The sequence below is a fragment of the Psychrobacillus sp. FSL H8-0484 genome (assembly GCF_038005325.1).
Taxonomy (GTDB): Bacteria; Bacillota; Bacilli; order Bacillales_A; family Planococcaceae; genus Psychrobacillus.
In genome coordinates, this window is record NZ_JBBOSZ010000001.1 from 3,789,239 (window position 1) to 3,815,470 (window position 26,232).

A 26,232-nucleotide genomic window follows, 5' to 3' on the forward strand; every position below is an offset into this window, starting at 1 on the left:
ACCCCCTATAATTTATGTTAAAGGTACATATTCTTTCACTAAAAAAGTGCCATTATCGATATCAATAATCAGAACTTGCTTGTCATAGTCAATTTCTTCATTATCGTAACCAGCAGCTCTTTTTGAAATAAGTCCATTTACTGTCTCAATCACAATTTCTCCAAAACCATTTGTAGGTATTGGGACAATCACTCTTCCAACTTGACCTTGTAGCGACTCATTTGTGTATGCTGTCGAAACTTCTGCAGAAGCCATTGGAATAAGTACAAAGAAATATAGTAAAAATGTTAATAGACTGGAAATAATAAGTGCTACTATAATCACTATTTGCTCATTCCAATTTGTTGACTTAAGAAGTATAAAACCGGAGGCACATATAAATAATAAGAAGGAAAGAATTGTTGTCGGATTTAAAATCCCTGTATCTATTCCTTCTATCGCATCCGCAAACAACACATATAAAATTGTAATTAACCCAATGACTATTAATCCATACAAAAAGATTTGCTCGATTTTTCTCACCCCTTTACTCCTTATTTTGCATCTACCTATATATACGGTTACTCAGTTAGAAAGTTTCATATTTTTTGTTTTTTTAGATAATTGAAGGTTTTTCTATTAAAAACGACATTGTTGTTTCAATTTTCGATAAATATCGACATAATTCTCCCTAATTTAGCTAATTTCTATCCTTATTTTAGGGTTAAATGTTACAGGATTGTAAATTTCGTAATTTTAGAGTAAAAAGTGTGTAGATTTTGTATTTTTTTTGTTATGCTATTTGAGGAAAAACGATGAAAAACATTTCTCAGAGTCCAGGAGGCTTTTATGATTAGTTCAAAAAAACCAGATCCATTTTTCTTGTCCTTATTAAAAATTGCAGAAAACGTACGTGATGGCGCTCATTATGCAGATGACTTCCGTATTAATACTGTTTCAGATTTAAAGGAAATTAGTGTTCATTTAAAAAATTATGAAACGGCGGGAGATTCATTAATTCATGAATTAATCGTTATGTTAAATAAATCTTTTATGACACCAATCGAACGGGAAGATATACTTCAACTAGCAATTCGCATGGATGATATCTTAGATGGCATCGACAATTTTACTGCTCATTTAGAAATGTTTTCGCTAATCGAAATTGATGAATCAATGCGCACATTCTTGGGATATATTGTAAAGAGCACAGATGAAATCGTGAAGGCAATGGTACTTCTTTCACAGAAAAAACTTCTAAAAATGCATGAACATTCCATTCTAATTAAAGAATATGAACGTAAATGTGATGAAGTTCTTCGTTCATCTATCAAGCAATTATTTTTAAACGAAAAAGATCCAATTCGCATTATTCAATTTAAAGACATATATGAACAATTAGAAGACATCGCAGATTATTGTCAAAACGTAGCCAATACGCTTGAAACAATTATCATGCGAAATGCATAGGAGTTCGTAATTATGGATTCTATTCTAATTCTAACGATTCTAGTAGTAATTTTTGCCCTTGTATTCGACTTTATCAATGGGTTTCATGATACGGCTAATGCAATTGCTACTTCTGTATCTACAAGAGCTTTAAAACCAAGAGTAGCTGTATTAATGGCTGCAACTATGAACTTTGTAGGGGCTCTAACTTTTACTGGAGTCGCTAAAACTATTACAAAGGATATTGTTGATCCTTTTACATTACAAAATGGATCGCTTATTATTCTAGCTGCCCTTCTTTCCGCTATTATTTGGAACTTAGCCACTTGGTATTATGGAATTCCTTCCAGTTCTTCACATACACTAATCGGATCTATTGCCGGTGCTGCTGTATCTGCTGCTGGTTTTTCCGTATTAAACTGGGAAGGATTCATTAAAATAATTCAAGCGCTAATCATCTCTCCATTTTTAGCATTTGCTGTCGGATTCTTAATGATGTCTCTATTTAAGATAGTCTTTAAAAACGGTAGCTTATACGGAACAAATAAGCGCTTTAGAATATTCCAGATTGGTACTGCGGCACTCCAATCATTTACTCACGGTACAAACGACGCACAAAAGGCCATGGGAATTATCACAATGGCGTTAATTGCAGCACAATTGCAAGCTACTGACGACATTCAGTTATGGGTACGTATTGCTGCTGCAACTGCAATGGGACTAGGTACTTCCATTGGCGGTTATAAAATCATTAAAACAGTTGGCGGTAAAATCATGAAGATTCGTCCTATCAACGGAGCTGCAGCGGATTTATCATCTGCCATGATTATTTTTGGTGCTACAACCATTCATTTACCAGTTTCCACTACACATGTTATTTCTTCCGCAATTATGGGGGTTGGATCAGCACAACGTGTGAAAGGTGTGAAATGGGGAGTAGCTAAAAAAATCGTGTTGACATGGATTATTACTTTACCAATTTCTGCTTTAGTTGCAGGAGTCATCTTCCAAGTACTTAACTTATTCTTTTAAATAGCAAACCCCTTGTCTTTTGGACAAGGGGTTTTATTATTCTATGATTAATCCTAAAGATTTTGCAAAGCCAATCGCTTGCTCGGTAGATACTTTACAGTCTGTGAGTTGGTCCAGAGAAACCGTGATTTGCTCATATGTGTTGGTGCTTAAATCTATTCCTTTTAAAGGGGTTTCAGTGAAGTTTGCGCCATCTAGCTCACACTTTTCCAAACTGACTTTGTCAAAAGTAGCTTCGATGAAATCAGAACGATTTAATGTTACTTGTTTAAACGCTACTTTTTTGAGTTTAGAAAAGCTCATATTTACATAATTTGCAACAGAGTCTTCTATTTTCACCTCTGTTAGTCTACTTTGAGAAATATTTGTACCTAACAACTTCGACCCACGGATTTCTACTCGGTGAAACACAGCATCTCCAAAATCTACGTTAGACAAATCACATTTTTCAAACAAACAATCAATAAATTCAACTTGATGAAAACGAACCCCTTCCATTGAAATATTTTGAAAATGTATTTGGTCAAACATAATTTTATCCTCTTGTTCTTCGTCTAAATGTAAAGATGTCACGATTCCTCCAGAAACGAAATTGTCTTCTAGAAGTGCCTCACTAATATTTAGTTCCATTAAAGAGCTGGATAGTTTAGGTGCCGTTATTTTCATTGTGTATTCCCCCCCATTTTATCATGATTCCATTCTAGCATTATATTAGTATGTTAACTCCTTTTTCCTTTACAATATAAATAGGTTTCACTTAAGGAGGAATATCGTGAAGGTTTTATCTAATATAGTGATGCGTTATTATAAAGCAATACTTCTTGCTTGGCTAATATTGTTCATTGTTTTAGCCGTTTTTGCTATTCGTTTACCTAGTTTATTGGAAGGGGACGGTTTTAAAGTAGATGGCGAGCATCAACAAGTGATGGCAGAGCTAACAGACACATTTGATCTCCCAGCTGAAACATTATTCGTAGTGTTTGACCAAACAACAGATGACACAATAGAAAAGACTTTAGCAAACATTGAGCGACTAAATATTGCTGAATCCATTCAATCCCCTTTGGATGATCCTTCTCTATATAAAGATCATATAGCATACGCCATGTTGCATTTTAATGGCGATACAAAGGATATGCCAGGTGTTGTAGATACGTTACGTGAAACAATTGATAACGAAAAAGGAGTCATATTAACTGGCGGTGCTGCAATTAATAAAGACATTAATAGCGCAAGTCAAAAAGATCTAGTAAATGCTGAGACAATCGGTTTACCCATAGCAGTTATTGTACTTTTACTTGCTTTTGGAAGTGTGGTAGCTGCTTTTGTTCCCCTACTAGTTGGAGTTGTAACAGTTGTCTCTACATTTGGGTTGATGACATTGTTTAGTAGTACGATGGATTTATCCATATTCGTCATGAATATTGTTCCCATGCTTGGCCTTGCGCTAAGTATCGATTTTGCCCTACTTCTGATCAACCGTTATAAAGAAGAGCTTTTGAAGCAATCCGTACACGAGGCTGTTTCAACAGCTATTCAAACTGCAGGACGTTCTATTATTTTCTCTGCAATTTGTGTATTTATCGGACTAGGTGCCATGCTTGTCATGAAAGTGGAGATTTTCCAAAACATTGCACTCGGTGGTATGCTTGTCGTGTTCATGGCTGTGCTAGCGTCTATCACGTTATTGCCATCTATCCTTCTTATATTGAAAGATCGTATTAATAAATGGACTATTCTACGTGTAAAACCAGGTGGTACTACTAGATGGAGAAACTTTGCCGCATTTGTGATGAAACGACCTGTGACATTAATTGTTGTGGCACTTATTATTTTAGGAATTGGGATTATCCCTATTAAAGATATGGAACTAGCTATTCCGCAAGTAGATTCATTACCAATTACGTACGATTCTCGTCAAGCTTATGAATTAATGGACAAAGAGTTTGGGTTAGGAGAAAAATCGACTGTATATATTATTGCAGAACGAAAAGATGGTTGGGACAATACAGAAGGCCTGGAAGAAATAAAAAAATTAGAGGCACAATTATTAGCCGATAAAGATGTGGATACGGTTAACAGCATTTTTACTGCCAGTAAAATTTCTTCTGTCGAACAATGGGAGCAGAGCATGCAAGTTCCTGAAGTAAAAGCTCAGCTAACACCTTTAATGGAATCGTTCGTGCAGGGAGATAAATTGCTAGTTCCAGTGACACTTAATTTAAATGGTTCTTCTACTGAAGCACAAGATTGGGCTCGGGAATGGTCGGAAAAAGATGTAGGTGTTGAGATTTTGGTTGGTGGCCAACCGAAATTTAATCAAGAAATTTTCGATGAAATCTTTAATAAAGTAGGCTTATTGTTAGCAATCATTTTGGGCTCCACTTTCGTTATTCTAATGATTGCGTTCCGTTCCATTTTAATACCTTTGAAGGCAATTATGATGAATGTGATTGGGCTTGCTTCTACTTTTGGTATACTTGTGTACATTTTTCAATATGGACATTTTGGAATAGAGGAAACGACAATTGCGTTGATCATACCGGTCATTGTATTTAGCTTAGTATTCGGATTAAGTATGGACTATGAGGTGTTCTTAATATCTCGTATTCAAGAAGAATATTCGAAGCATCTAGATAATACGGCCGCAACGATTGATGGACTTACCTCTACAAGTAAGATCATTACTTCAGCAGCGTTGATTATGATTGTGATTACAGGGGCTTTTGCGTTTACAGATGTGATGCCCGTGAAGCAAATTGGTATCGGCATTGCTATTGCAGTTGCTATTGATGCATCCATTATTCGATTGTTATTAGTTCCAAGCCTAATGAAGCTACTCGGCAAATGGAATTGGTGGATGCCGTTTAGAAAAGGACCATATAAAGCAAGTAAATGGCATTAAATAGAGAACAGCCAAGTAGAACTGATATTCTGCTTGGCTGTTTTGTTATTCACTTCGAGGGAATCATCCGATTATCGTCCCTTTTCATCCGATTTTTGATCCTTATTATCCGATTATTCCTATTTATTATCCGATTTTGCGAGTTTATTATCCGATATCAAAAAATATCCAATAAGTCGGCTATTCCTCGACTTATTGGATATCCCAATTATCAAAATTTCTTTTTGTACCAGTCTTTTGCTGCTTGCACTTCATCTTGCGTTAACTGATGACCGAATGCATGCCAAAACAACTCTACTTCTGCTCCAGCGTTTTGTAGTAAATCACGCAATTCCTCAGATTCTGCAGCAGGGCACATGAAATCATTTTTCCCAGCTCCAATGAATACTGGGGACCCTGAAAGTGCAGGGATTTCCACACCACGTCTCGGAACCATTGGGTGATGTAAAATCGCACCTTTTAATACATACTCATATTCGAATAAAAGATTTCCAGCAATATTTGCACCGTTAGAATAACCAATGGCTACTACATTATCGCGATCAAACTCATAATTCTCTGCCGCTTCATCAATGAAATTTTTCAATTCTTCTGTTCGGAACTTCAAATCTTCCATATCAAATACACCTTCAGCCAGACGTTTAAAGAAACGAGGCATTCCGTTCTCTAATACGTTTCCACGAACACTTAAAATATTCGCTGCCCCGTCTATTTCTTTACCCAATCCTACTAAATCATGCTCATTCCCACCTGTGCCATGTAAAAGCAATAATGTTGGGCGTGTTGAATCTTGGCCTTTATAAAAAACATGCTTCATGTTAAAACTCCCTTTTAATTATCTTGAATTTGAGATAATTATAACGTGAATCATTTTCTAGGTCAATTAAAGAGGACTTAACTATTTGTAAGGAGTTCTTTCAATTTCTGAGGTTCATCCACACGAATAGCAAATTCTGTTACACTTTTTTTCATTCCCATAAATATCGTTGCTTCTATTGGTTCTTGTAAATGGATAATCGCTTGTGGTACTACATCTTCAAAATCTCGGTACATAAATTGTAGTGTATCTTTACTTGGAAGTGCCGCACCCCACTCTACTTCTTTCAACATGTTGAGTGGAACAACCATTCGAGCTGTAAGACCCTTTGTAATGTAGAGTTTACCATTCTTTATTTCTAATGGGTGCAGTCTAGTAATTTGAATATCTGCTAGAAAGAAAAAGACCGAGTATATATTAAAAATAAGTAGAATAATTGATAGGACGATTGATTTTTCATGCAGCCACCAATGAAGACCAATTGTTTCAATCACAATTCCGTGGATCAGCATTATGTTGAACGCTACAGCACTAGTCTTTACATGCATGGTTACTACACCAGCGTGGCTCGGTGCTTTCTTTTTCCAAGTAAAAAACGCATAATACATCATTAGAAATTCGGACATGACAATTCGAATAAAAACATTTTTCGTAACTACTTTTTCTACGGAAGGAAGCAGACTGTATATAGCGCCCTCATTCATTTCTGTCATTTGTTTACGAATTAGCGGGACTTTCCAAATGACTAAAAATAACAACCCAAGTTCTGCTAGTACCAGTAAAACCTCCACTGCAATTCCTGCATAAAGGATTCCTGCAAAAGGTGCAAACAATTCGGATGGAATTAAAAACCGAGCAATTACTAACCCAGCGACCATTAGTCCGATCGTTTGTTTAACAGAGATTTTAAATGCAGCATAAAAGAGGAGTGGTGCTATAATTGCTAAGTCTATTAGGGAGCCAATCGCTGCACCACTTGTTACTTGAAGAGATAAAAAGTCTGGAACGCTTGATTGATACAAAAGAAAATTAGTTACAAGTACTAGAAGAAGAAAAGCAATAGCTAAATTGGCTACACGCGTTTTACGGTATACCATCATAAATTCTCCCTTCTTAATTCATACTTCTATTATAACTTTCTGTATTTTTAAGACGCCAGTATAACATTCTGAAAAATTCGATAAAACTGTGACAAATAAATAAAGGGCTGTTCACAAAAATCAATGTACACCGACTTTTATGAGCAACCCCATTTTTTATATTATATTCTTCGTACCCTTCCACATTATCGACCCAATCATCGTAATAACCAGGATAATTAATCCTAAAATAAACGGATAAATAATATGCACATCATATAATAATCCGGCAAGTAATGGGCCTAATACATTTCCAATACTCATATAAGCATTATTCATTCCCATGGCAAATCCTTGTTCCTTCCCTGCTAACTTCGATATTAGCGTCGTAAGCACAGGGCGTAAAATAGAAGTGGATAGGAAGATAATCATTGTAATCGCAAAGAAAAATGTATAGCTAGAAACTACAATGGAAAGTAAAAATCCAAAAGCTGCGACACCTAAAAATATTCTTAATACATTTGCTTCGCCGAATCGACGAACAGCCCAATCAACAGCAAATAGCTGCACAATTACACTGACAATTCCAGTAGCTGTAACCATCAAAGCGATGTCTTGTGGAGACGCTCCAAATTGATTATCTACAAACAGTCCAAGAACCGATTCATACGCCATTAAACCAAAACTCATCACTAGTGTAATCACTAGCGGGATAAAATATGGCTTCTTAAATGATTGAACGATCTCTTTTACCATTGGCTCTGGTTTAGTTTCAGTAACTAGACTGTCTTCCGGTTTACTTTCCTTTAGTAAGAACGTCGAAAAGATTACAGCCGCAACTCCTACAATGGCCGAAATAAGGAGCGGCATTTTCAATCCGTACTCTGCTAAAAATCCACCAATACCGGGACCAATAACAATACCAAGTGACATCGAAGCAGAAATATAACTATTTCCTTTTGCACGTTGGTCCATTGTCGTAATATCTGCTACATAAGCAAAGATAGCGGGAATTAATAATGCTGCTCCAACACCACCTATTACACGTGATATATATAAAATACTGACCGTATCGGAGAGATAAAAAACAAACATAGATAAGGCGAGCCCACTTAGACCTGCAATAATCATGATTCTTCTTCCGTATTTATCTGCCCATTTCCCTCCAATGGGCGACATTACTAGCTGCGCTCCGGCAAATATCGCTATCATAAGCCCAGCAGCAGTCCCGCCTTGCCCAATTGATTTTAGATAAGCAGGCAGAATCGGAATGATAATCCCAAAACTCGCCACTGCAATAAACATATTGATCATCAGTATAAACAATTTCTTTCTTTGATCGCTTGTCATATAACTACTCCTATTCAAAAAACTAACATGCTTGGAACAGAGTAACATGGTTTTACGCTCTTAACAACAATCTGATGACTATTACTCCAAAAAATCTAACTAATTCTTACGTTACACAAATAATAGAGTATTCATAGATAAAATGTTGGTTCCGGTAAATGAGGCTGTTGTTTTTAGAAGAATATATTTTGTGACGAAGATCAGCAAGACTCCTGTGGAAGGCAAGCAGATTTTCGTCCATAATAACATGATCGTTTAACAGAGCTTAAATGAAAAGAACCGAAGTAACAAGAATGAGTTATCCCGTTACTTCGGTTCCTTTATTATTATTCATTTAGTTTTTCAAGTGTTTTTGCTGTTCCTTGCATTGGATAAGACTCTGCAAGTGATTCATACCCTACTTTTACTTCATCATAAAGCTCTAACTTATTCCGTTGATCCATCGTCAATGAAAACCAAGTCGCCTCTTTTCCGGTGTCAATTGCTTCTTGGACTGAAAGGTCTTTTGCTTCCTCTACCGTCAAATCACTCACGACTAAAATACTTCCGTTATCGTCCATATCTACAATAAGACCTGTAATGTAGCCAGTCGGCTTAGCTTGGGTTGGGTTGTCTTCGAAAAACTGCATAATAAAATAAAACGTGGCTCCAATAGCAATGAAGAGAACTGCTAAAATTATTCCTACAGTGTATTTCCCTCTCATACTGGAACCTCCTTATCTTATACCAACTCGGCGGAAACCTTCTGCTAATAGATATGCCTTTGCTTCATCATATGAACCAAAGCTTTCTTCTAGGTTGTAGCCATGATAGATATTCCATAACGTATCCTCTTGTAATAATGTTAGCTTCGAATCTTCTTTGTTTTTCCACTCTTCTTCAATCTCTTCATCTACAAGTTCTTCTTCCTCTGTAGCTAAATAAGCAATTGAGTCTTTAACCAATTTTCTTAATTCATCAGCAGAAGCTTCACGGATATTCAAAAGCCCTTTGTCATCAGCTTCTTCATATTGTGGAAGATCTCCAACATATACAAACCCGTTCCCATTTGGATGAAGATGATAAATCACCGTTGTTTTTTCATATAAACTCTTTTCATAATGGTAATTCACTCGTTTCAGGGATACTTCTTTACGAGTTAACTCTGGAAATTCTTGAATAATTGCTTCTTTTTCTTCAAATGTTAGCATGTGATTCCTCTTTCTTTACGTTGTTTTTCATTTGTCTAGTATACCATACTCTCTACCCTCTTCGAGTCCACCATTCAGAAACAATGATGAAGCAAATAACTACTGCAATCGCAACTGCAAAAAACCATTCTGGTAAGCCACTCAATTTTGTTCCTCCTTGCTAATTCGCTTTACAAATCGTCCAAAATTTTGCGCTGTAAATCCTTCTACTTCTTTCGTAGAATAGGTCTTTATTAGCTGCTTCACTAAGTTTTGCGTTTTAGAAGCATCCTCAAGTCCTGTGATAAACTCTCCGATTCCATCAAAGTCTGAACCCAATCCTATCAGATGTTTCCCCCCAAGAGAAGTGATATGATCAATATGCTCCACTAAGTCTTGAATTTCTACAGGCTTTTTAATATGGTTAATAAACTGTGGATAGTACACGACATGAATAGGAGAATCTTTTTCGATTAATGCTTTTATTTGTTTATCTGTTAAATTTCTTGATGAATCACATATTGCACGTGCATTCGAATGGCTTGCCATCAGCCACTTTGCTTTCGGCAGCACATCCCAAAAAGACTTTTCACTCAAATGAGAGACATCAATAATAATATTTTGTTCGTTCAAAAACTCTACTACTTCTTCTCCAAAAGAGGTTAAGCCAGTACCAGAAATCTCCGAAGCACCATCTGCCACCTCATTTGCTCCATTCCATGTTAGCCCCACTAATTTTACGCCATGAGCTAATAAAAACTTAAGCCTTAGCATATCTCCGTCAATCATATCTAAACCTTCTAAGGATAATACAGCCCCAATTTGTCCCTCTTTTAATGTTTCAAGCTGTTCCCACTCGTAAATCGCAACAACATTTTCATGCTTCCCTACAATCTCTGTATGAAAAAACTCGATCTGACGCATAGCCTCTAGAAATAGCTTTTCTTTCGGAAAGCCCTCCGAAACAAACACTGCAAACAATTGAAGAGCCACTTCTCCTGCTTCTAAAGCGATTTTATTTGCTTGTAACAAGGGAGAATTCGTAAAAGATAATGGAGACTCTGCTCTAGCTAATTTGTACAGTACATCACAATGCAAATCATATACTTTCAAATTTTTGTCCTCCTCAAATAAAACCGGTACCCTTATCAAAGAGTGTCCGGTTCAATCTTAAACATTATTCAGGTGCTTCTCCAGAAAAAGCCAACCATTCTTCTCTCGACGGTCCATACATTCCTGGAACAGTTAATCCTGCTTGACGCATAAGTACAGTTATCTGTCCTCTATGATGTGTTTGATGGGATGTTAGAATGTGTAGAATATTTGCAACCGTCCACATTTGACCATACATATCTTTTTCTTCTAGAAGTGTTTCGTCCGTCCATTGTTCCTTTATTGCTTGAACCATCGCATTACTAGACTCTATATAAGCTTCTGCCATTTCTTGAGCAGTTGCTGGTTGAGGTGCGTCATGAGGAGTTGCAGAGAATTGTAATCCTGTTTTTCCAATCATTTCATCGATTGTAACAACTAGATGCCACGCAAGTTTCCCTAATGTTCTACCTTCTTCATATACTTTTTGTTTTAAAGATTCATCTGTTAATGTATTAAAAATTTTAAAGGTAGAATCACTCTCATGTTTCCAGTTCGTTAAAAAGTCTTCTAGTTTTCTAATCATTTTAATTCCTCCATTTAGATTATAAGTTATATTTCGTTATTTAATATGTGGAATCCTGCTTTCCAACAATTTTCTTCTGAATAGATATTAATCCACAAATATGGTAGACTACAGGATAGACAATAAGAGGACGTGAGCGAATTGATTAAAATTGAATTACCAAAACCAACTGTAACCATTACCCAACGTGAACAAGTACGCAACGAAGGTGATCTTGAAATCCCATCAATTTATGGATTTATTGACTTCCACCAAATCCCACGTGATAAAGGCGGCATCTTTATGTTTTTCAACAAAAATGATGAGCTATTATTCGTAGGAAAAGCACGTAAAATTAGACAACGTATTAAAAAGCATTTTGAAGACAATGTTTCACCGATGATTAAACATCGTGAAGAAGTTTACAAAATCAGCGTATCTATCGTGGAAGAAGCAATGGATCGTGAAATTTATGAAACATACGCAATTAATACTTTAAAAGCAAAATATAACATCGATAAAGCATTTTTTAAATAAGAACAAATCCCTGTCGCTTACTTAGTGACATGGGATTTTTTTATTTCACTACTTCCAAAATGCTTGGGTTGTGCTTTGGCTTAATGAGATCTTTTGGAATCTAAACAAAGTAGTCATTTGATTCTTACAAGAATCGATTTCGGACTTCTGGTGATGGAATCATACAGCTATCTTTTTTCCCAAACCACTTGTATCTATTTTTAGCAAAAATTTTATACAAGGCATTTCGGAATGTCTTTGGGACAATCTTGAAGATATAAAAAACCTTCCACATTCCTTTTAAATGCTTACAAATGTACAATGCTGCATCAGAGGAATGATATACTGTATTGTTTTCAATGACCAAAACGCCATCAAAATTTGCGGGTATTTGATGCTTCTTTTGGAGCTCTTCCCCTATTTCACTTTGCAAAGCTGCGAAATGAAAATACCCAAGTGGATCTCTTGCAATAATAAACTGGACACTTGCATCGCAAAAGTTACATTCTCCGTCAAACAAAACAACTGCAGTCATATGAATCCCCCTTTCTTCCAGTTTACTACAGAACGAATCATTTGTTGATTCTTATCTTATATTAAAGGCGCTGTTAAACGATTATGTTATGTACAAAATATATGCTTCTAAAAAACAACAACCTAATTTAACAGAGCTTATAAGAAAAAAGACGTCCTAAAAGTCAAAAATAACTTAAAGGACATCCAAATTACTGTTTATCTGAAGGTGTATCAGAAGAACCGACTTCTTCTAAAATTTCGAAGCTGTTTGAATAATCGCGAAGCCTAGAATCTTCATTCTCCACTGGTTGATCCGTCGTTGAATTTAAAAGAGATTCTTCCACTGGACGAATCGACTCGTCAACCTCTTGGTGTGCATGTTCCACACAAGTTAATGTACTCGGCACAGCTTCTAATCTAGCTAAAGGAATTTCTGCCCCACATTCCGTACATTTGCCGTATGTGCCATTATCCATTGCTGTTAAAGCGTCTTTAATATCTTCTATCTCATCTTCAGAATGTTTTCGTAATGCTAGTCGTGTATGTTTATCCGCTAAATCGGTTGCATTATCTGCAGGATGATTATCGTAGTTGGATAACTCGGTTGTTTCAAACTCTTCATCATTCTCTATACTATGTTCCAGTTCATCTAAACGCTTTTGTAACGTATCTTTTAATTTGTCGTATTTCGTCATAAGAATTCCTCCTTCATTAATATAAGGATTCCCACATTTCAGCGAAATAAAACAAAATGTACATCTTGATTTAGAAACAATAACTCGATACTTTTAATGACAGGAGATACTGACTAAACATCCCTCTTCCCTCAAAAGCAGTAGTAGTCTCCTCATATGACGCTGGAGCATTCAAAACAAGTACAGCTTTCCCCGTTTCTTTCCATTTTAGTTTTTTTAAATCGAATGAATTTCAGAAATTTGTTTCCCTACTTTCATTTTTCATTCATAGTACCTTATTTTTTGTTTAACTTACAATATAGCTATCATTACATTATTTTCGTAAATTCAAGTATGATAAAATAAAAAGGAGTGGTTATCCATGGGTATTCATAAATTTTTTATGAGCATGAACGATTTAGAAAGAATTATACGTGCCCCAGGACGTTTTAAGTTTGAGGACCATAATGTTGCTGCGCATTCATGGAAGGTTTCACAATATGCGATGTTTTTTGCAACGATCGAAGAGAATAATGGTGCGACTGTTAACTGGAAGTCGCTTTACGAAAAGACGATTAACCATGACTTTGCCGAAATTTTTATCGGTGACATAAAAACACCCGTTAAACATGCATCCCCAGAACTGAAACTAATGCTCACACATGTAGAAGAAAAAATGATGGAAAAATTTATTTTAGACGAAATTCCAAAAGAGTTCCAGCCTGTATTTTTTGACCGTATGAAAGAGGGAAAAGACGAGACAATTGAGGGGCGCTTACTAGAACTTGCTGATAAGCTAGATCAAGTATATGAAGCTTTTGCAGAGCTGCAACGTGGCAATACGGATGCTGAATTTGTGAAAATGTATGAGAATGCATTAAGAAAAATTCTTCACATCCCTCTTGAAAAAAGTATATCTTATTTCAAAGATGTCATGCTTCAAGACATTATGGCGGAAGACTCTGTGATAGATGTAAAATCCATTACTTTACAAATTTTAGTGGAATAAGTTTTTATTTATTAAATTGCAATATATTATATAACTTAGTGTATAATATTGTTAAACTATTAAGATAATTGAGGGGGGGTTGTTTCATGCCTATACCAGTTAATCACACAAAACCTGTCCGTACTACCGCAAAGCTCCATGCGTTCAATCAAATACAACAGTGGATTATAGATGGTACACTTCAACCGGATGAGAAAATTAATGATATTGAACTTGCACAAGCATTAGGGGTCAGTAGAACTCCTATTCGTGAATCACTACAACTTTTAGAATCCCATGGTTTTGTTACGATGCAACCAGGGAGAGCTACACAAGTAACAGCAGTAGAAAAAGAGGATATTCATAATTTATTACCACCATTAGCAGTATTACAGGCGCTTGCTGCAGAGCTTGCTACTCCAAATATGGATGAGACTACTTTACAATTATTAGAAGAAAAAAACAAGGAGTTTGCTGATGCAATTTATGCTAAACAATATATAATTGCTCTGAATTTTGACGAGGAATTCCATAAAATAATCGTTGACCGCGCGAACAACTCATACATAATTTCTATGGTTGAAATGCTTCAAGCACACGTACGTAGATTATTTTATTACGAAAGTAATATCTTAAGAGAACACTCAATCGTACAGCACGCGGAGATTATTCGTTTATTTAGAGAAAAAGATACAAAAAAATTAACGGAAATAATGCGTTCTAACTGGATTTATTCAATTGAAGGCTACTAAAAAACTAGCCCTTTGACGTTTAGTCAAAGGGCTTTTTTCTGTTCGTAATGTCAAGTTTAGCATTATGCTTTTTGAATTCTTGCAATCAAGCCAGTAATTAGCGTTAAAATGATGAAGGGAATTAACCACCCTAAACCAACTCCATAAAACGGTAAGAATCCATCATAAAAAGATACTATAGGTTTTAACCAGCTGAAATACTCTAATCCAAGTGAATCGCAAAGAGATTTTAATCCGTCTACAATGCTTATTAAAAAGGTTACAAATACCACAGTAACATATACTATTCTCGCGTGATTAAACAGTGGAGACAAGAATGTTAAAAAGATTAAAACGATCGCTAATGGATACAACAACATTAATACTGGGATGGAATACGTAATAATATTAGATAAACCGAAGTTTGCAATCACACAAGTCAATACACTGAAAAAAATAACAAATGCTTTATAGCTAATCTTCGGCATTAACGTATGAAAATACTCCCCGCAAGCAGTCAACAAACCAATACTAGTTGTTAAACAAGCTAACAAAATAATAACGGACAAAAGTACCGCTCCATAGGATCCAAAATAATGCCCAGAAGCACTACTTAAAACAGGACCTCCATTGTCAAACAGACCAAAGAGATTTACACTTGTTGCTCCTAGATAACCAATACCAGCATAGATTACACCAAGGAAAAATACGGCAATCGCACCTGATTTAGCTGTTGCTACAAGAATACCTTTCGTTGACGTCACACCCATCGAACGTATCGCATTAATAACAATAATCCCAAAAACTAAGGAAGCTAATGCGTCCATTGTATTGTAACCATCTGTGAATCCTGTCATAAACGCATTGTCTACATAGTTTCCTTGAGGTTGTCCAAAGTCTCCCATTGGTTTTATCACTACAAAAAATAATAAGATGAATAGACCGATTAAAATACCAGGAGACAAATACTTCCCTACATTATCTACAATTTTAGATGGATTCAATGATAACCATAACGTAACTCCAAAGAAAATAATGGTGAATACCAATAGTCCAATCTGTGCATAATCTGCATTCATAAATGGTAAAATACCTATTTCAAATGAAACCGCACCTGTTCTTGGCATTGCAAAAAATGGCCCGATTGTTAAGTACAGTAATGATGTAAAGATAACTGCAAATTTAGGATGAACTCTACTCGATAGCTCCTGCAAATTTTTGCTTCCGGAAAACCCCATTGCAAGTGTCCCTAAAAAAGGTAATCCTATTCCTGTAATTAAAAATCCAATTACTGCTATCCACACATTTGTTCCCGCATTTTGTCCTAAGCTTGCAGGAAAAATTAAATTACCCGCTCCAAAAAACAATGCAAATAGCATTACTCCAATCACTAAATGATTGGAAAATGATAATTTATTGTTCATTTTATTGCCTCCTGTGATATAAGAAATAATCATTTCTTGTATTTTGTTCTAGTTGTTTTAAATACATGCGCTATACAATGATTTTCTATCATCACTTTTGTATACAATATATCAAAACTGATAATACTACGGAATTCAGTAGAATGCAATATATTAATCTAAATTAATTGAACATTTCTTTTATTAAAATAATAAAGTATAAAAAAACAGCCAACTACTGGAATTACATCCAAGTAACTAGCTGATTTCAATACCTATTTCTCATCTGAAAAAAGGTTTTTATAGGGAATCATCAGAGGAATTTTCAGTAAGCTTTACATTGGAGCGATAAGCCGCTCGTATAAGAAGATGTCCCGCAACTGGTGCAGTTAAGAATACGAATAATATACCAAGTATTAATCGAATGCTTATAAATCCTTCATGAACCCAAAAGTATACAAATGCTCCTGAAAGAGATAATAACACTGCCACCGTAGAGCTTTTTGTAGCAGCATGTGAGCGAGTATACACATCAGGAAGTCGAATAATCCCAAAAGCACTAATGACACTCATTATACTTCCTAACAATACAGTAAGAGCTGCCATTAGCTCAATTATCTGATTTACGCTCAACGATAACCCCCCTTTCAATATACTTTGATATAGCAATTGTACTGATGAAAGCGAGAATTCCTAAAATGAGAATTGCTTCCAAAAAGGCTTTTGTTTTTAATACAATCGATACAAGAGCAATTATCGAGATTAAGTTTACACCTATCACATCCAAGGCGACTGCTCGGTCTGGCATAGAAGGTCCTTTAATAATTCGATAAAGGGCAATTGCTATAGATAAAGAAAACAATGCGAGGGAGATCAAAAGTATTTTTTCTACCATTAACGAGTCACCTCCATAATCGCTTTTTCAAACTTTGTAAGAGATCGTAAGACATCCGCTTTTGATTTTTCTATATCCATTGCATGAATATAAAACATATTACCTTCAGGACTTACTTCCATTACTACTGATCCTGGTGTCAATGTAAGTAACATCGCAAGAGTCGTTATTTCCCAATCACCCCGTAGTTCTGTTTTATATGTAAAAATACCAGGCTTTATATTTAACTTTGGACTTAAAATCTGTCTGCTGATAAGCACACTCGAAGTAGCTAATTCCGAAATAAATATGAAAACTAACTTAATAATGGAAAATAATCTTCTCAAGTAAAATTGACTACCGAAAAAACGGTGCATTAAGAAGACAATTACAATCCCAACAATGAATCCACTGAAAAAGGTGGTAAGCTTCAGCTCGTCTTCATCTTTTAAAAGCATCCAAAGGAATGCTATAAATAAATTAAGTAAAAACTGTGCTGACATGGATTTTCACCTCTCCCATTACTTATTTCCACCTAAAACTGCATCAATATAAACAGTTGGATTGGATAGTGTGTATGCAGCATTACTTACATAACCTGATAAAAATTCTGCACCAAGTCCAAGAAAAATTGTCCCTACTCCAAGTAGCGCAATTGGTATAATCATTCCTGCCTTCAATGGGACTTCATCTTCTGGACTAATGATCGTTTCCCCAAAAATGGAGTTTAAGAAAATACGAAGGAGCGAATACAACACCACAATACTGGAGATAAACGCAAGGGCTAATAAAACATAGGAGCCCGACTCTATTGCACCTTGTCCTACTAATATTTTTCCAACGAACCCACTAAGCGGTGGAATACCGGCAAGAGAGCAAGTGACAATGAAAAACATCCAACCAAATATAGGGTAATTTCGTATTAGCCCACTCATTTCCGTGATTTTTGTTTTTCCTGTTAATACAATCATTGTTCCAGCTAGTAAAAAAAGCATAGCCTTCGCAATCATGTCGTGAATCACATAGTAAATCGATCCCTCTATCGATACTGGTGTGGCAACCGCTAAACCAATTAAAATAAACCCGACTGCAATGACGACATTATAGGAAGCAATTATGCGAACATCTTTATATGCTATCGCCCCAATACATCCGACAATGAGCGTAATTCCAGCCATTATTCCGATTAACGTGTGGGTAACAGCTGGTTCATGATAGAAAATTAATGTAAATGTACGGAAAAGTGCATAGATACCTACCTTCGTTAACAACGCTCCGAACAATGCGGCAATAGCTGTTGGAGGAACACTATAAGATCCAGGAAGCCAGTAGAACAGTAACAACCCTGCTTTTAAACTAAAGACAATTAAAAATAAAATACTGATAGTAGTAAGCAAAGGACCTTGTCCCGCTTCTGCAACTCTCTCCGATATGTGGGCCATATTCAAGGTACCAACAGTACCATACAGATAAGAAAGAGCAACTAAGAAAAACCATGACGAAAGTACATTAATAACTACATATTTAATAGATTCTCTTAACTGCGCTTTCTTTCCACCAAATGTTATTAAGACATAAGAAGCTAGTAACATTACTTCAAAACAAACGAATAAGTTAAATAAATCTCCCGTCAAAAATGAACCATTAACTCCAGCTACTAAAAATAAAACAAATGGATAAAAGAACATCTTTTCATGGTCTTCTCCAATAGTAGAAAAAGCGTAGATCAAACAAATTGCCGTAACTATACTAGCAGTTAACACGAATAGCATAGCAAAGGAATCTGCTACAAAGAGTATGCCAAAAGGAGGCTCCCAGCCACCAAAATCCAATCGTAGAATTCCTTCTTGTTGAATTTCATTTAAAATATATACACTAATTCCTGCAATTCCAATCATCGTCAATAAACTTATAACACGTTGCACACGCACATATGGTCGAAGAAATACGAGGAAAACTCCTACCATAATGGGAATTATTAAAGGTAAAACAATTATATTATTCATCATTTGTTCCTCTCAATGCATCAAGATCATCCGTACCAATATCTTGATACGCTCGATACGCAAGCACAAGGATAAACGCTGTTACTGCAAAACTAATAACAATAGCAGTTAAGATTAACGCTTGTGGCAGTGCATCTGTATAAGGAGCATCTGCTTCCTTTAACAAAGGAACATTTCCTCTTTTCAAATCACCCATTGTTAATATAAGTAGGTGGACCGCATGAGAAAGTACAGCTGTCCCTAATATTACTCGTATAATATTTCGAGAGAGGATTAAATAGGTAGCAACGGCAACTAATATTCCTATTAATATTACAATTAACGTTTCCATAGGCTATACATCCTCACTTATACTTAAAATTATTGTTACCACTACTCCAACGACAGCCAAAGCTACCCCTGCTTCAAAGATAGTTACTGTTGTTAGCTCTGTTTCACCGAAAATAGGTAGTTCAAAATAAGCAAATGTTTGAGACATGAATGGTACACCAAAAAATAGTGAACCAAAGCCTGTAGATGTAGCTAATAGCACACCAAAAGCTGCAACAAGCTTGAAATCTAATGGTAGACTTTTTTGAACCGTTTCAATATCAGTTGATAAATATAAAAGTACAATGGCTGATGCTAACACTAATCCGCCTATAAATCCCCCACCAGGCGTATTATGACCAGACAGGAATAAATACACACCAAAGGTCAAAATGATAAACACGACAATTCTTGTAACTGTACGTAGGATGACATCATTAATTTTCACTATCTGCATCCTCCTTTTTGGCCTTTAACTTTATCATAGTATATACACCTAACCCCGCTATAAAGAGAACGACCACTTCTAGCATCGTATCAAATCCACGGAAATCTCCTAAGATCGCATTGACGATATTCGCACCGCCAGCTAATTTATACGCATCTTCGAAATACACGGAAATAGAATCGAATTGATCGTAGTTTAATACCGATATTGCAACTAACACAACAACCAATCCAACCCCTACTGAAATAACTGCATTGGTCATTTTTGTTTTAGTAGAGACTTTCTCTTTCTTCCAATCAGGCAGATGTGAAAAGGCTAAAAGAAATAACGCAGTAGTCACCGATTCTACAACTAATTGTGTCAGTGCCAAATCCGGGGCTCGGAAGATAACGAAGAAGACTGCGATAGAATATCCTAAAACTCCATTTAACAATGTTGCGGTCATGCGTGATTTGGCAAATAGCATAGCTACCCCTGCAATCGCCATAACACCAACTAAAATGACTTCATATACTCGAATGGATGCATTCGTAGATGGGTCAAAAGAAAATGCCCCCGAGTAAATAAAGAAGCCCCCAACAGTTAAAATAAAGAAAGCATAAATATATACTAAGTAGTCTCTTAGGAGACCTGTCATATAGCCGTTTGTTGCAATTGTAGATTGCTTTTCAGCAAAAGATAATAAATTATTATAATAGGCATTAAATGTGTATTTGGAAGATAGTAAACCATAAATTGGCTTCCACTTCTTGAGCAAACTAAACAAAATAAATCCAATTAATATAACCCCAACTGTCATAAGCAGCTCTATATTAAGGCCATGCCACGCAGAGATGGAAGGTGTGAGATTTGCTGGATTTCCAAAGGTAGGATAAATACTTGCCATTGCCGGTTGAAGTATATACGCTCCCAAAAGGTTTGGGAAGAAGAAAATACCTACCACAAACGCAGCTAAAATCATGGGAGCAATCAACATACCAATCGGTGCTTCATGAATAGGTTTGTCCAATTTTTCAGGCTGGGCAGGTCCCAGAAATGTTTTGAAGATAATAATCATACAGTAAACGAACGTAAACACACTTGCTACCCATGCAACGACAGGAAAAATAATACCGATTGATTGCACTGAAAATACATCTGCCTTCATTATTTGAACAGTGGCTGTAAAAAACATTTCCTTACTTAAAAAACCATTAAACGGTGGCAATCCTGCCATTGATAAACTTCCAATAACAGCTACAGTAAACGTAAATGGCATGAAAGCCATTAAACCGCCTAATCTTCTAATATCCCGTGTACCTAGCTCATGATCGACAATCCCTACGACCATAAATAAAGCACCTTTAAATGTGGAGTGATTAATTAAATGGAACAATGCTGCAAAAGCAGCTTGCGTATACAAAATAGAATTGTTTGAATATCCAAACTGCAGCGCAATCGAACCTAACCCAAGTAGACTCATAATAAGACCCAGCTGACTGACAGTAGAGTAAGCTAATAATGCCTTCAGGTCTGTTTGCCGAACTGCATTAAAAGATCCCCAGAATAATGTAATCATTCCTACTCCACTTACTGTCCAGAACCAGATTTGATCTCCACCAAAAACAGGTGTAAAGCGAGCAACCAAATATATACCAGCTTTCACCATTGTTGCAGAATGCAAGTATGCACTTACTGGAGTCGGTGCTTCCATTGCATCTGGCAGCCAAATATGGAAAGGAAACTGTGCAGATTTTGTAAATGCCCCTAGTAATACTAAAATCATTGCTGGGATAAATAAGGAATGCTCTGTAAAATTCCCGATAGTAGCTACAATTTCCCGAATACTAAAGGAACCAGTTATCGTATGGAGCATAATAAAACCAACAAGCATGGCAATTCCGCCACTTACCGTAATTAGCATAGCTTTTTGAGCACCTTGTCTAGAACCTTTACGGTGATGCCAAAAGGCAATTAATAAGAAAGAAGAAACGCTTGTTAATTCCCAAAAAACATATAAGACCATTAGATTATCTGAAAAAACGACACCTAACATCGCACCCATAAATAATAATAAATAGCAGTAAAAGTGTTGTAGAGATTCTTTAGTAGAAAGGTAAAAAATGGAATATAAAATTACTAAACTACCTACACCAGTAATGAGTAATCCTAATATCATACTTAAACCGTCTAAATAAGTAGTGAAGTTAATATCTAATGCGGGAATCCATTTATATGTATGGACAAATGTTTTACCACTTGCTATCGAGGGAATTAGCCTAGCAAGTATGATAAACAACGTAATGGGTACTAGCATAACAAACCAACCAATATGGAAGAATTTGAATCGCCTATAGATGAGTGGTACGAGTGCAGCTATTATAAATGGGATAATAATAGCGAAATTAACTGAAAACAAATTGTAACCTCCTATTTCCAAAACGTTTTCTATGAAATTTCAGTTTTAAAAGAATTATTTCATTTGAATGGGACACTTGACTATCCCAATAACTAGTAGCATAATAGGATTCCATATGGGGTCCTGATGTAGTTCAGAAGATTTAGGGGTCTTTAACATTGTTTAATTACAAGGAAAGTGCTTTTATGATTCTCATTTGTAATGTATAAATGCACGTATATTCGTAGTAAATTATACACTATATAACGATATACTGCACTTTTAGTGATTTATAACTAAACTATTCGCAATGATTTCAACACGTTTATAGAATAGATGAAACTAATAAAAAGAGGTGTAGACAACCGTGAAACACGCTAAAGGTAGAATGGATGAAAGTATACTTGTCTGCGTATACTTTGGACCTAATGGAGAGCGACTGATAAAAAGAGGACATAAAATGGCAAGTATGTTGGATTGTCCACTTTACATTTTAACAGTTGATCCACTTCCATTTGATGCATTCGATGCCGAAAAATCTGGTTATATTGAACAATGGAAAACCCTTTCGGAGGAATTGGAAGTAGAAGAGTTTATCATTCGTGATAACGAAAAACGTCCTTCCCCAAAGGTAATTAAGGAAGTTGCGCACCAATTAAATATTACGCAAATCATTATTGGACAAACCGCCCAAAGTAGATGGGAAGAAATTACAAAAGGGTCTTTTATGAATGTTTTATTAAAAGAAATCCCATTTGTGGACTTCCATGTTGTTTCTGTTGAAAGGTCCGTCAAGGCTGAAGAAGATGGCATTTTTGAAAAAGGGGTCCGCGCTTACTTAGTGACAGATGAAGATTCCTATAAAGTTTCTTTTACTTGTGCCAAAAATATGTGCCAAGAAGGCATTTTCTTTAAAGAAATTGGAACAGATTTCGACAATGGAATCTTTAAATTTATGCATAACAACAAAATGCAACAAGTCCATATCCAAGATAATTTAGTAACGGATCCCTCACAAGTTCCAGATGACTGTAGCGTAAAAATTCGATAACATACCTAAAAGGAAACTCTTAGAGTAGAGTCTCCTTTTTTTATTAAGAAATATATATTTTATACGGAATAAAGTTTAATTGGTTTCCGCTATAGGCGGACGCTTTCCGCGGGGTGAGCGATAAGCCATCACCGCCACTACGCGTCTTTTGCGATGTCTTATCTGTCTCACTCATCCCGCTGGAGTCGCCGCCTGCCACTTCAATCAACAAAGTGATAAATGTTCGCATTTTAATGAAGACAAGTACTATTTTTGAAATTAACTCAGCCTATTTATTAATAATACTTTCTTCTCTTTACAGGCAAGTCACTCGCTCCATTAACTTTGAACCGTACCTCTTCTATCCTTCGGCAAAGCAATTGCCACTAGCCCTAAAATCGGTAATGTGGAAACGATAATCATTGTTGTGTAAACACCTAAGTGATCCATGAAAATTCCGATCAACACTGCGCCTATTGCCCCCATACCAAATGCTAGTCCAACTGTTAGTCCAGCCATTGTTCCAATTTTACTTGGGACCAGTTCCTGTGCGTAAACTACTGTCACCGAAAAACTTAGCATGATGAAAAAACCAATGAAAATTAGCAGTAATATGACTGCCCAAACTGGAACATACGGTAAGACTAAACATAAAGGTATTGGCACAGCTGTAGAAAGTAAAATGACATTTCTTCTGCCTAGTCGATCTGCCATCGGGCCTCCAAAAAGTGTTCCCACTGCTCCTAATGCAAGAAAGATAAATATAAATAATTGCCCTTTTCTTATCGTAAAATCATAATTCTCTATCAAATGAAAAACATAAAAATTAGTCATGTTGGTTACATAAAAGGATCTAACAAAAATAATGATCATTAACAGGATCAATGCAAAGCCTATTTGTTTTTTCGATAAAGACGGTAACGAAGATAGAAGTGTTTTTTTCTTTTTCGATACACTTTCTTCTAACTGTTTCTTATACCAAGCAGAAATTTTTGATAACATAAAAATTCCTACAGCTGCGACCAATAAGAAGAGTGCAGCTCCTTTTTGACCAAGGGGTGCAAGAATAAATGCACCAATAAGAGGTGCAAGTGCTTGTCCAGTGTTCCCTCCCACCTGATAAATTGATTGTGAAAGCCCTCTTTTTGATCCAGCTGCCATAAAAGAAACACGTGAACCTTCTGGATGAAAAACTGCTGAACCTAGCCCTAAAAAAATCACAGACACAAGAATCATCCAATATTCTGGTGCAAATGCTAAGCCTGCCATTCCAATAAAAGAACTACTCATCCCTAGAGGAAGTGCATAGGGCATCGGCTTTTTATCACTAATAAACCCTATTACCGGCTGTAAAAGTGAGGCAACCATATTTAATGTAAACGAAATTAACCCTAGCTGAGTAAAATTCAAACCAATTTCATCTGCTAATATTGGAAACATTGCCGGAATAACTGCTTGTAACGAATCATTAAACAAATGGCAAATTCCAATTGCGAACATAATTGGATAAATCGGATTCCCCAACTTATGTGAGGTATTGACTGTAGACATATCTCTTCTTCACATTCTTTCTTTTTATTTGGTGTTAAACGATCATGTTGTCACCTGCTGAAAATCTGCTCGCTCTCCGGGAACGAACTTTCAATCCTCTTCGGCGCAACAGGATGTTGGTCAGTCACACAAAATATTCTTCTAAAAAACAACATACCAATTTAAAAGAGTCATTTATTCAAATATTAAAATAAATATTAATAATCTTAGTATAACGCAAAGTTCGACATATTCTTTAAAAAGAAAGTCGACAATTAAAAAGAATAGTTACAGTGTTTTAGGAGACAATAGGATGAAGATATCTTATAAAAGGAGTATTGATCGTAATATGGGTCTCGAAGTGAATTTTTGGGAAATGATTTTAAGAACAACTATTTCATTTGCCGTATTACTATTTTTGGCGCGTCTGTTGGGCAAAAAACAGCTAAGTCAACTCACATTCTTCAATTACATTACAGGCATAACAATCGGATCCATAGCCGCTGAAATTGCCTCGCAAAAGGAAACTCCTTTTATCGACGGTCTCCTCTCACTTATTTGGTGGACCCTTCTAACAATTCTTATGAGCTGGATTTCTTTGAAATCTTCTAGAGCACGAGTGTTATTAGATGATGAACCGACAATTCTTATTAAAGACGGCAAACTATCTGTAAAATCTTTAAAATCAACACGTATGCATATGGATGATTTACTGATGATGCTGAGAGAACAATCTATTTTCTCGATTCAAGATGTCCATTATGCAGTCCTTGAAACAAATGGCGAGTTAAGCGTCTTTAAAAAGCCTAATCAACAAGAAGCCACAAAGCAGGACGTAAAAGCCGATGTTTCTCTTCCAGTTTACATGCCTCGTGAAATCATTTCTGACGGGAAAATTGTTCAGAAAAACTTACTAGAACTTGATTTAGATGAAGAATGGGTAATGAGAAAGTTACGGAAACAGGGGATTGATTCCGTTGAAGATGTATTTTACGCTCAGCTGCAAACAAATGGATCTCTGTATATAAACCTAAGAAAAGAAATCGAATAAAAGGACTTCCTTTTCATGGAAGTCCTTTCAGTTTTACGACAAAATTATTTTTATAAACTGTTATGAATAGCTAATAAATCTTCTTATAGAGATTGCTTTTTCCATTTAAAAGAGAAGATAGTGGATATCTATTTTGAAGGAATTGTTTATTAGGCATGGACCACCACGAAGACTCCTGTGGGAACAGCTTGAGCTGAAGACCCCGCAGGAACGCTTGAGGAAGAAAGGCTAAGGACGCCGCGTCCTGCGGCAACGCCTTCATGACCAACCTCGTGTTGGCCCGAGGCTGAAGTCAAGCCCACGGAAAGCGAAGTGGTGGTCCATGCCGAATTTTATATACAA

At 36.0% G+C, this 26,232-nt stretch carries 28 protein-coding genes; 8 read left to right on the top strand and 20 right to left on the bottom strand.

Translation table 11 applies throughout. The features are described from left to right. Positions 1–12: 12 nt before the first annotated feature. Entirely contained in the window at positions 13–522 is a 510-nt protein-coding gene (locus tag MHH81_RS18605) for a hypothetical protein (protein WP_340924200.1), read from the bottom strand. 306 nt (positions 523–828) lie between these two features. On the opposite strand from MHH81_RS18605, the gene MHH81_RS18610 reads away from it, so the two are divergent. Continuing rightward, entirely contained in the window at positions 829–1,449 is a 621-nt protein-coding gene (locus tag MHH81_RS18610) for a DUF47 domain-containing protein (RefSeq protein ID WP_340924202.1), read from the top strand. A gap of 12 nt (positions 1,450–1,461) precedes the next feature. Beyond that, the gene (locus tag MHH81_RS18615) at positions 1,462–2,460 is read left to right on the top strand and encodes an inorganic phosphate transporter (RefSeq protein ID WP_340924205.1); all 999 of its coding nucleotides are present in this window, start codon (positions 1,462–1,464) and stop codon (positions 2,458–2,460) included. Positions 2,461–2,496: 36 nt separating this feature from the next. On the opposite strand, the gene MHH81_RS18620 is transcribed toward MHH81_RS18615, so the two are convergent. After that, positions 2,497–3,126, bottom strand: a complete 630-nt coding sequence (locus MHH81_RS18620) for a pentapeptide repeat-containing protein (protein WP_340924208.1) — start codon at positions 3,124–3,126, stop codon at positions 2,497–2,499. A 106-nt stretch (positions 3,127–3,232) separates the two neighbouring features. Between MHH81_RS18620 and MHH81_RS18625 the strand changes: the two genes are divergently transcribed. Continuing rightward, positions 3,233–5,365, top strand: coding sequence for an MMPL family transporter (locus tag MHH81_RS18625; protein ID WP_445678107.1), 2,133 nt, complete (start codon positions 3,233–3,235; stop codon positions 5,363–5,365). A 211-nt stretch (positions 5,366–5,576) separates the two neighbouring features. Here MHH81_RS18625 and MHH81_RS18630 read toward each other — a convergent pair whose 3' ends face one another. From MHH81_RS18630 to MHH81_RS18660, 7 genes are all read right to left on the bottom strand, one after another. Beyond that, complete coding sequence (locus MHH81_RS18630; RefSeq protein ID WP_340924211.1) at positions 5,577–6,182, bottom strand: alpha/beta hydrolase; 606 nt, start codon at positions 6,180–6,182, stop codon at positions 5,577–5,579. A 77-nt stretch (positions 6,183–6,259) separates the two neighbouring features. Next, complete coding sequence (locus tag MHH81_RS18635) at positions 6,260–7,282, bottom strand: beta-carotene 15,15'-monooxygenase (protein ID WP_340924214.1); 1,023 nt, start codon at positions 7,280–7,282, stop codon at positions 6,260–6,262. A gap of 156 nt (positions 7,283–7,438) precedes the next feature. Next, positions 7,439–8,611, bottom strand: a complete 1,173-nt coding sequence (locus MHH81_RS18640) for an MFS transporter (RefSeq protein ID WP_340924216.1) — start codon at positions 8,609–8,611, stop codon at positions 7,439–7,441. Between the two features lie 326 nt (positions 8,612–8,937). Next, positions 8,938–9,315, bottom strand: a complete 378-nt coding sequence (locus MHH81_RS18645) for a DUF3221 domain-containing protein (protein WP_340924218.1) — start codon at positions 9,313–9,315, stop codon at positions 8,938–8,940. Between the two features lie 12 nt (positions 9,316–9,327). Beyond that, positions 9,328–9,801 carry a hypothetical protein gene (locus tag MHH81_RS18650; RefSeq protein WP_340924220.1) on the bottom strand — a complete coding sequence of 158 codons (474 nt, stop codon included), beginning with the start codon at positions 9,799–9,801 and terminating at the stop codon, positions 9,328–9,330. A gap of 141 nt (positions 9,802–9,942) precedes the next feature. Then, a complete protein-coding gene (locus tag MHH81_RS18655; RefSeq protein WP_340924223.1) occupies positions 9,943–10,893 on the bottom strand; it encodes a dipeptidase in 951 nt (316 codons plus the stop codon). A 64-nt stretch (positions 10,894–10,957) separates the two neighbouring features. Further along, a complete protein-coding gene (locus tag MHH81_RS18660; protein ID WP_340924226.1) occupies positions 10,958–11,458 on the bottom strand; it encodes a DinB family protein in 501 nt (166 codons plus the stop codon). A 141-nt stretch (positions 11,459–11,599) separates the two neighbouring features. On the opposite strand from MHH81_RS18660, the gene MHH81_RS18665 reads away from it, so the two are divergent. After that, positions 11,600–11,974, top strand: a complete 375-nt coding sequence (locus tag MHH81_RS18665) for a nucleotide excision repair endonuclease (protein WP_340924227.1) — start codon at positions 11,600–11,602, stop codon at positions 11,972–11,974. Between the two features lie 124 nt (positions 11,975–12,098). Here the strand turns inward: MHH81_RS18665 and MHH81_RS18670 are convergent, their stop codons facing one another. After that, a complete protein-coding gene (locus tag MHH81_RS18670) occupies positions 12,099–12,488 on the bottom strand; it encodes a thiol-disulfide oxidoreductase DCC family protein (protein ID WP_340924230.1) in 390 nt (129 codons plus the stop codon). Between the two features lie 190 nt (positions 12,489–12,678). Then, the gene (locus MHH81_RS18675; protein WP_340924234.1) at positions 12,679–13,164 is read right to left on the bottom strand and encodes a TraR/DksA C4-type zinc finger protein; all 486 of its coding nucleotides are present in this window, start codon (positions 13,162–13,164) and stop codon (positions 12,679–12,681) included. A gap of 361 nt (positions 13,165–13,525) precedes the next feature. Between MHH81_RS18675 and MHH81_RS18680 the strand changes: the two genes are divergently transcribed. Then, positions 13,526–14,152, top strand: a complete 627-nt coding sequence (locus tag MHH81_RS18680; RefSeq protein WP_340924237.1) for a YfbR-like 5'-deoxynucleotidase — start codon at positions 13,526–13,528, stop codon at positions 14,150–14,152. An 86-nt stretch (positions 14,153–14,238) separates the two neighbouring features. Beyond that, positions 14,239–14,883, top strand: coding sequence for a GntR family transcriptional regulator (locus tag MHH81_RS18685; RefSeq protein ID WP_340924238.1), 645 nt, complete (start codon positions 14,239–14,241; stop codon positions 14,881–14,883). A gap of 62 nt (positions 14,884–14,945) precedes the next feature. Here the strand turns inward: MHH81_RS18685 and brnQ are convergent, their stop codons facing one another. From brnQ to MHH81_RS18725, 8 genes are all read right to left on the bottom strand, one after another. Beyond that, complete coding sequence (gene brnQ / locus MHH81_RS18690; RefSeq protein WP_340924240.1) at positions 14,946–16,286, bottom strand: branched-chain amino acid transport system II carrier protein; 1,341 nt, start codon at positions 16,284–16,286, stop codon at positions 14,946–14,948. Between the two features lie 279 nt (positions 16,287–16,565). Next, positions 16,566–16,898: a Na+/H+ antiporter subunit G gene (locus MHH81_RS18695; protein WP_445678108.1), complete on the bottom strand. Its 333-nt coding sequence runs from the start codon at positions 16,896–16,898 to the stop codon at positions 16,566–16,568. Continuing rightward, positions 16,876–17,160 carry a Na(+)/H(+) antiporter subunit F1 gene (locus tag MHH81_RS18700; protein WP_340924244.1) on the bottom strand — a complete coding sequence of 95 codons (285 nt, stop codon included), beginning with the start codon at positions 17,158–17,160 and terminating at the stop codon, positions 16,876–16,878. Before MHH81_RS18700 ends, MHH81_RS18695 begins: the two co-directional genes overlap by 23 nt. Continuing rightward, positions 17,160–17,642 carry a Na+/H+ antiporter subunit E gene (locus MHH81_RS18705; protein ID WP_340924247.1) on the bottom strand — a complete coding sequence of 161 codons (483 nt, stop codon included), beginning with the start codon at positions 17,640–17,642 and terminating at the stop codon, positions 17,160–17,162. The genes MHH81_RS18700 and MHH81_RS18705 overlap by 1 nt, the downstream gene beginning before the upstream one ends. 18 nt (positions 17,643–17,660) lie before the next feature. Next, positions 17,661–19,145, bottom strand: coding sequence for a Na+/H+ antiporter subunit D (locus MHH81_RS18710; RefSeq protein ID WP_340925343.1), 1,485 nt, complete (start codon positions 19,143–19,145; stop codon positions 17,661–17,663). Continuing rightward, positions 19,138–19,476 carry a Na(+)/H(+) antiporter subunit C gene (locus MHH81_RS18715; RefSeq protein ID WP_340924249.1) on the bottom strand — a complete coding sequence of 113 codons (339 nt, stop codon included), beginning with the start codon at positions 19,474–19,476 and terminating at the stop codon, positions 19,138–19,140. The genes MHH81_RS18710 and MHH81_RS18715 overlap by 8 nt, the downstream gene beginning before the upstream one ends. Positions 19,477–19,479: 3 nt before the next feature. Beyond that, positions 19,480–19,902: a Na(+)/H(+) antiporter subunit B gene (locus MHH81_RS18720; RefSeq protein WP_340924251.1), complete on the bottom strand. Its 423-nt coding sequence runs from the start codon at positions 19,900–19,902 to the stop codon at positions 19,480–19,482. After that, positions 19,892–22,300, bottom strand: a complete 2,409-nt coding sequence (locus tag MHH81_RS18725; RefSeq protein ID WP_340924254.1) for a Na+/H+ antiporter subunit A — start codon at positions 22,298–22,300, stop codon at positions 19,892–19,894. The genes MHH81_RS18720 and MHH81_RS18725 overlap by 11 nt, the downstream gene beginning before the upstream one ends. 346 nt (positions 22,301–22,646) lie before the next feature. Between MHH81_RS18725 and MHH81_RS18730 the strand changes: the two genes are divergently transcribed. Further along, positions 22,647–23,330, top strand: coding sequence for a universal stress protein (locus MHH81_RS18730; RefSeq protein ID WP_340924256.1), 684 nt, complete (start codon positions 22,647–22,649; stop codon positions 23,328–23,330). 318 nt (positions 23,331–23,648) lie between these two features. On the opposite strand, the gene MHH81_RS18735 is transcribed toward MHH81_RS18730, so the two are convergent. Beyond that, positions 23,649–24,860: an MFS transporter gene (locus MHH81_RS18735; RefSeq protein ID WP_340924257.1), complete on the bottom strand. Its 1,212-nt coding sequence runs from the start codon at positions 24,858–24,860 to the stop codon at positions 23,649–23,651. A gap of 292 nt (positions 24,861–25,152) precedes the next feature. Here MHH81_RS18735 and MHH81_RS18740 point away from each other — a divergent pair, with 292 nt between their 5' ends. Continuing rightward, entirely contained in the window at positions 25,153–25,890 is a 738-nt protein-coding gene (locus tag MHH81_RS18740) for a DUF421 domain-containing protein (protein WP_340924259.1), read from the top strand. Positions 25,891–26,232: the final 342 nt, after the last annotated feature.

Bases quoted from the DNA above. Each gene is read 5' to 3' on its own strand.
- MHH81_RS18610 (WP_340924202.1), top strand. From the start codon at position 829: ATGATTAGTTCAAAAAAACCAGATCCATTTTTCTTGTCCTTATTAAAA.
- MHH81_RS18645 (WP_340924218.1), bottom strand. From the start codon at position 9,315: ATGAGAGGGAAATACACTGTAGGAATAATTTTAGCAGTTCTCTTCATT.
- MHH81_RS18630 (WP_340924211.1), bottom strand. From the start codon at position 6,182: ATGAAGCATGTTTTTTATAAAGGCCAAGATTCAACACGCCCAACATTA.
- MHH81_RS18710 (WP_340925343.1), bottom strand. From the start codon at position 19,145: ATGAATAATATAATTGTTTTACCTTTAATAATTCCCATTATGGTAGGA.
- MHH81_RS18660 (WP_340924226.1), bottom strand. From the start codon at position 11,458: ATGATTAGAAAACTAGAAGACTTTTTAACGAACTGGAAACATGAGAGT.
- MHH81_RS18615 (WP_340924205.1), top strand. From the start codon at position 1,462: ATGGATTCTATTCTAATTCTAACGATTCTAGTAGTAATTTTTGCCCTT.
- MHH81_RS18685 (WP_340924238.1), top strand. From the start codon at position 14,239: ATGCCTATACCAGTTAATCACACAAAACCTGTCCGTACTACCGCAAAG.
- MHH81_RS18740 (WP_340924259.1), top strand. From the start codon at position 25,153: ATGAAGATATCTTATAAAAGGAGTATTGATCGTAATATGGGTCTCGAA.
- brnQ (WP_340924240.1), bottom strand. From the start codon at position 16,286: ATGAACAATAAATTATCATTTTCCAATCATTTAGTGATTGGAGTAATG.
- MHH81_RS18680 (WP_340924237.1), top strand. From the start codon at position 13,526: ATGGGTATTCATAAATTTTTTATGAGCATGAACGATTTAGAAAGAATT.
- MHH81_RS18705 (WP_340924247.1), bottom strand. From the start codon at position 17,642: ATGTCAGCACAGTTTTTACTTAATTTATTTATAGCATTCCTTTGGATG.
- MHH81_RS18650 (WP_340924220.1), bottom strand. From the start codon at position 9,801: ATGCTAACATTTGAAGAAAAAGAAGCAATTATTCAAGAATTTCCAGAG.
- MHH81_RS18635 (WP_340924214.1), bottom strand. From the start codon at position 7,282: ATGATGGTATACCGTAAAACGCGTGTAGCCAATTTAGCTATTGCTTTT.
- MHH81_RS18700 (WP_340924244.1), bottom strand. From the start codon at position 17,160: ATGGTAGAAAAAATACTTTTGATCTCCCTCGCATTGTTTTCTTTATCT.
- MHH81_RS18620 (WP_340924208.1), bottom strand. From the start codon at position 3,126: ATGAAAATAACGGCACCTAAACTATCCAGCTCTTTAATGGAACTAAAT.
- MHH81_RS18715 (WP_340924249.1), bottom strand. From the start codon at position 19,476: ATGGAAACGTTAATTGTAATATTAATAGGAATATTAGTTGCCGTTGCT.
- MHH81_RS18735 (WP_340924257.1), bottom strand. From the start codon at position 24,860: ATGTCTACAGTCAATACCTCACATAAGTTGGGGAATCCGATTTATCCA.
- MHH81_RS18675 (WP_340924234.1), bottom strand. From the start codon at position 13,164: ATGACGAAATACGACAAATTAAAAGATACGTTACAAAAGCGTTTAGAT.
- MHH81_RS18640 (WP_340924216.1), bottom strand. From the start codon at position 8,611: ATGACAAGCGATCAAAGAAAGAAATTGTTTATACTGATGATCAATATG.
- MHH81_RS18670 (WP_340924230.1), bottom strand. From the start codon at position 12,488: ATGACTGCAGTTGTTTTGTTTGACGGAGAATGTAACTTTTGCGATGCA.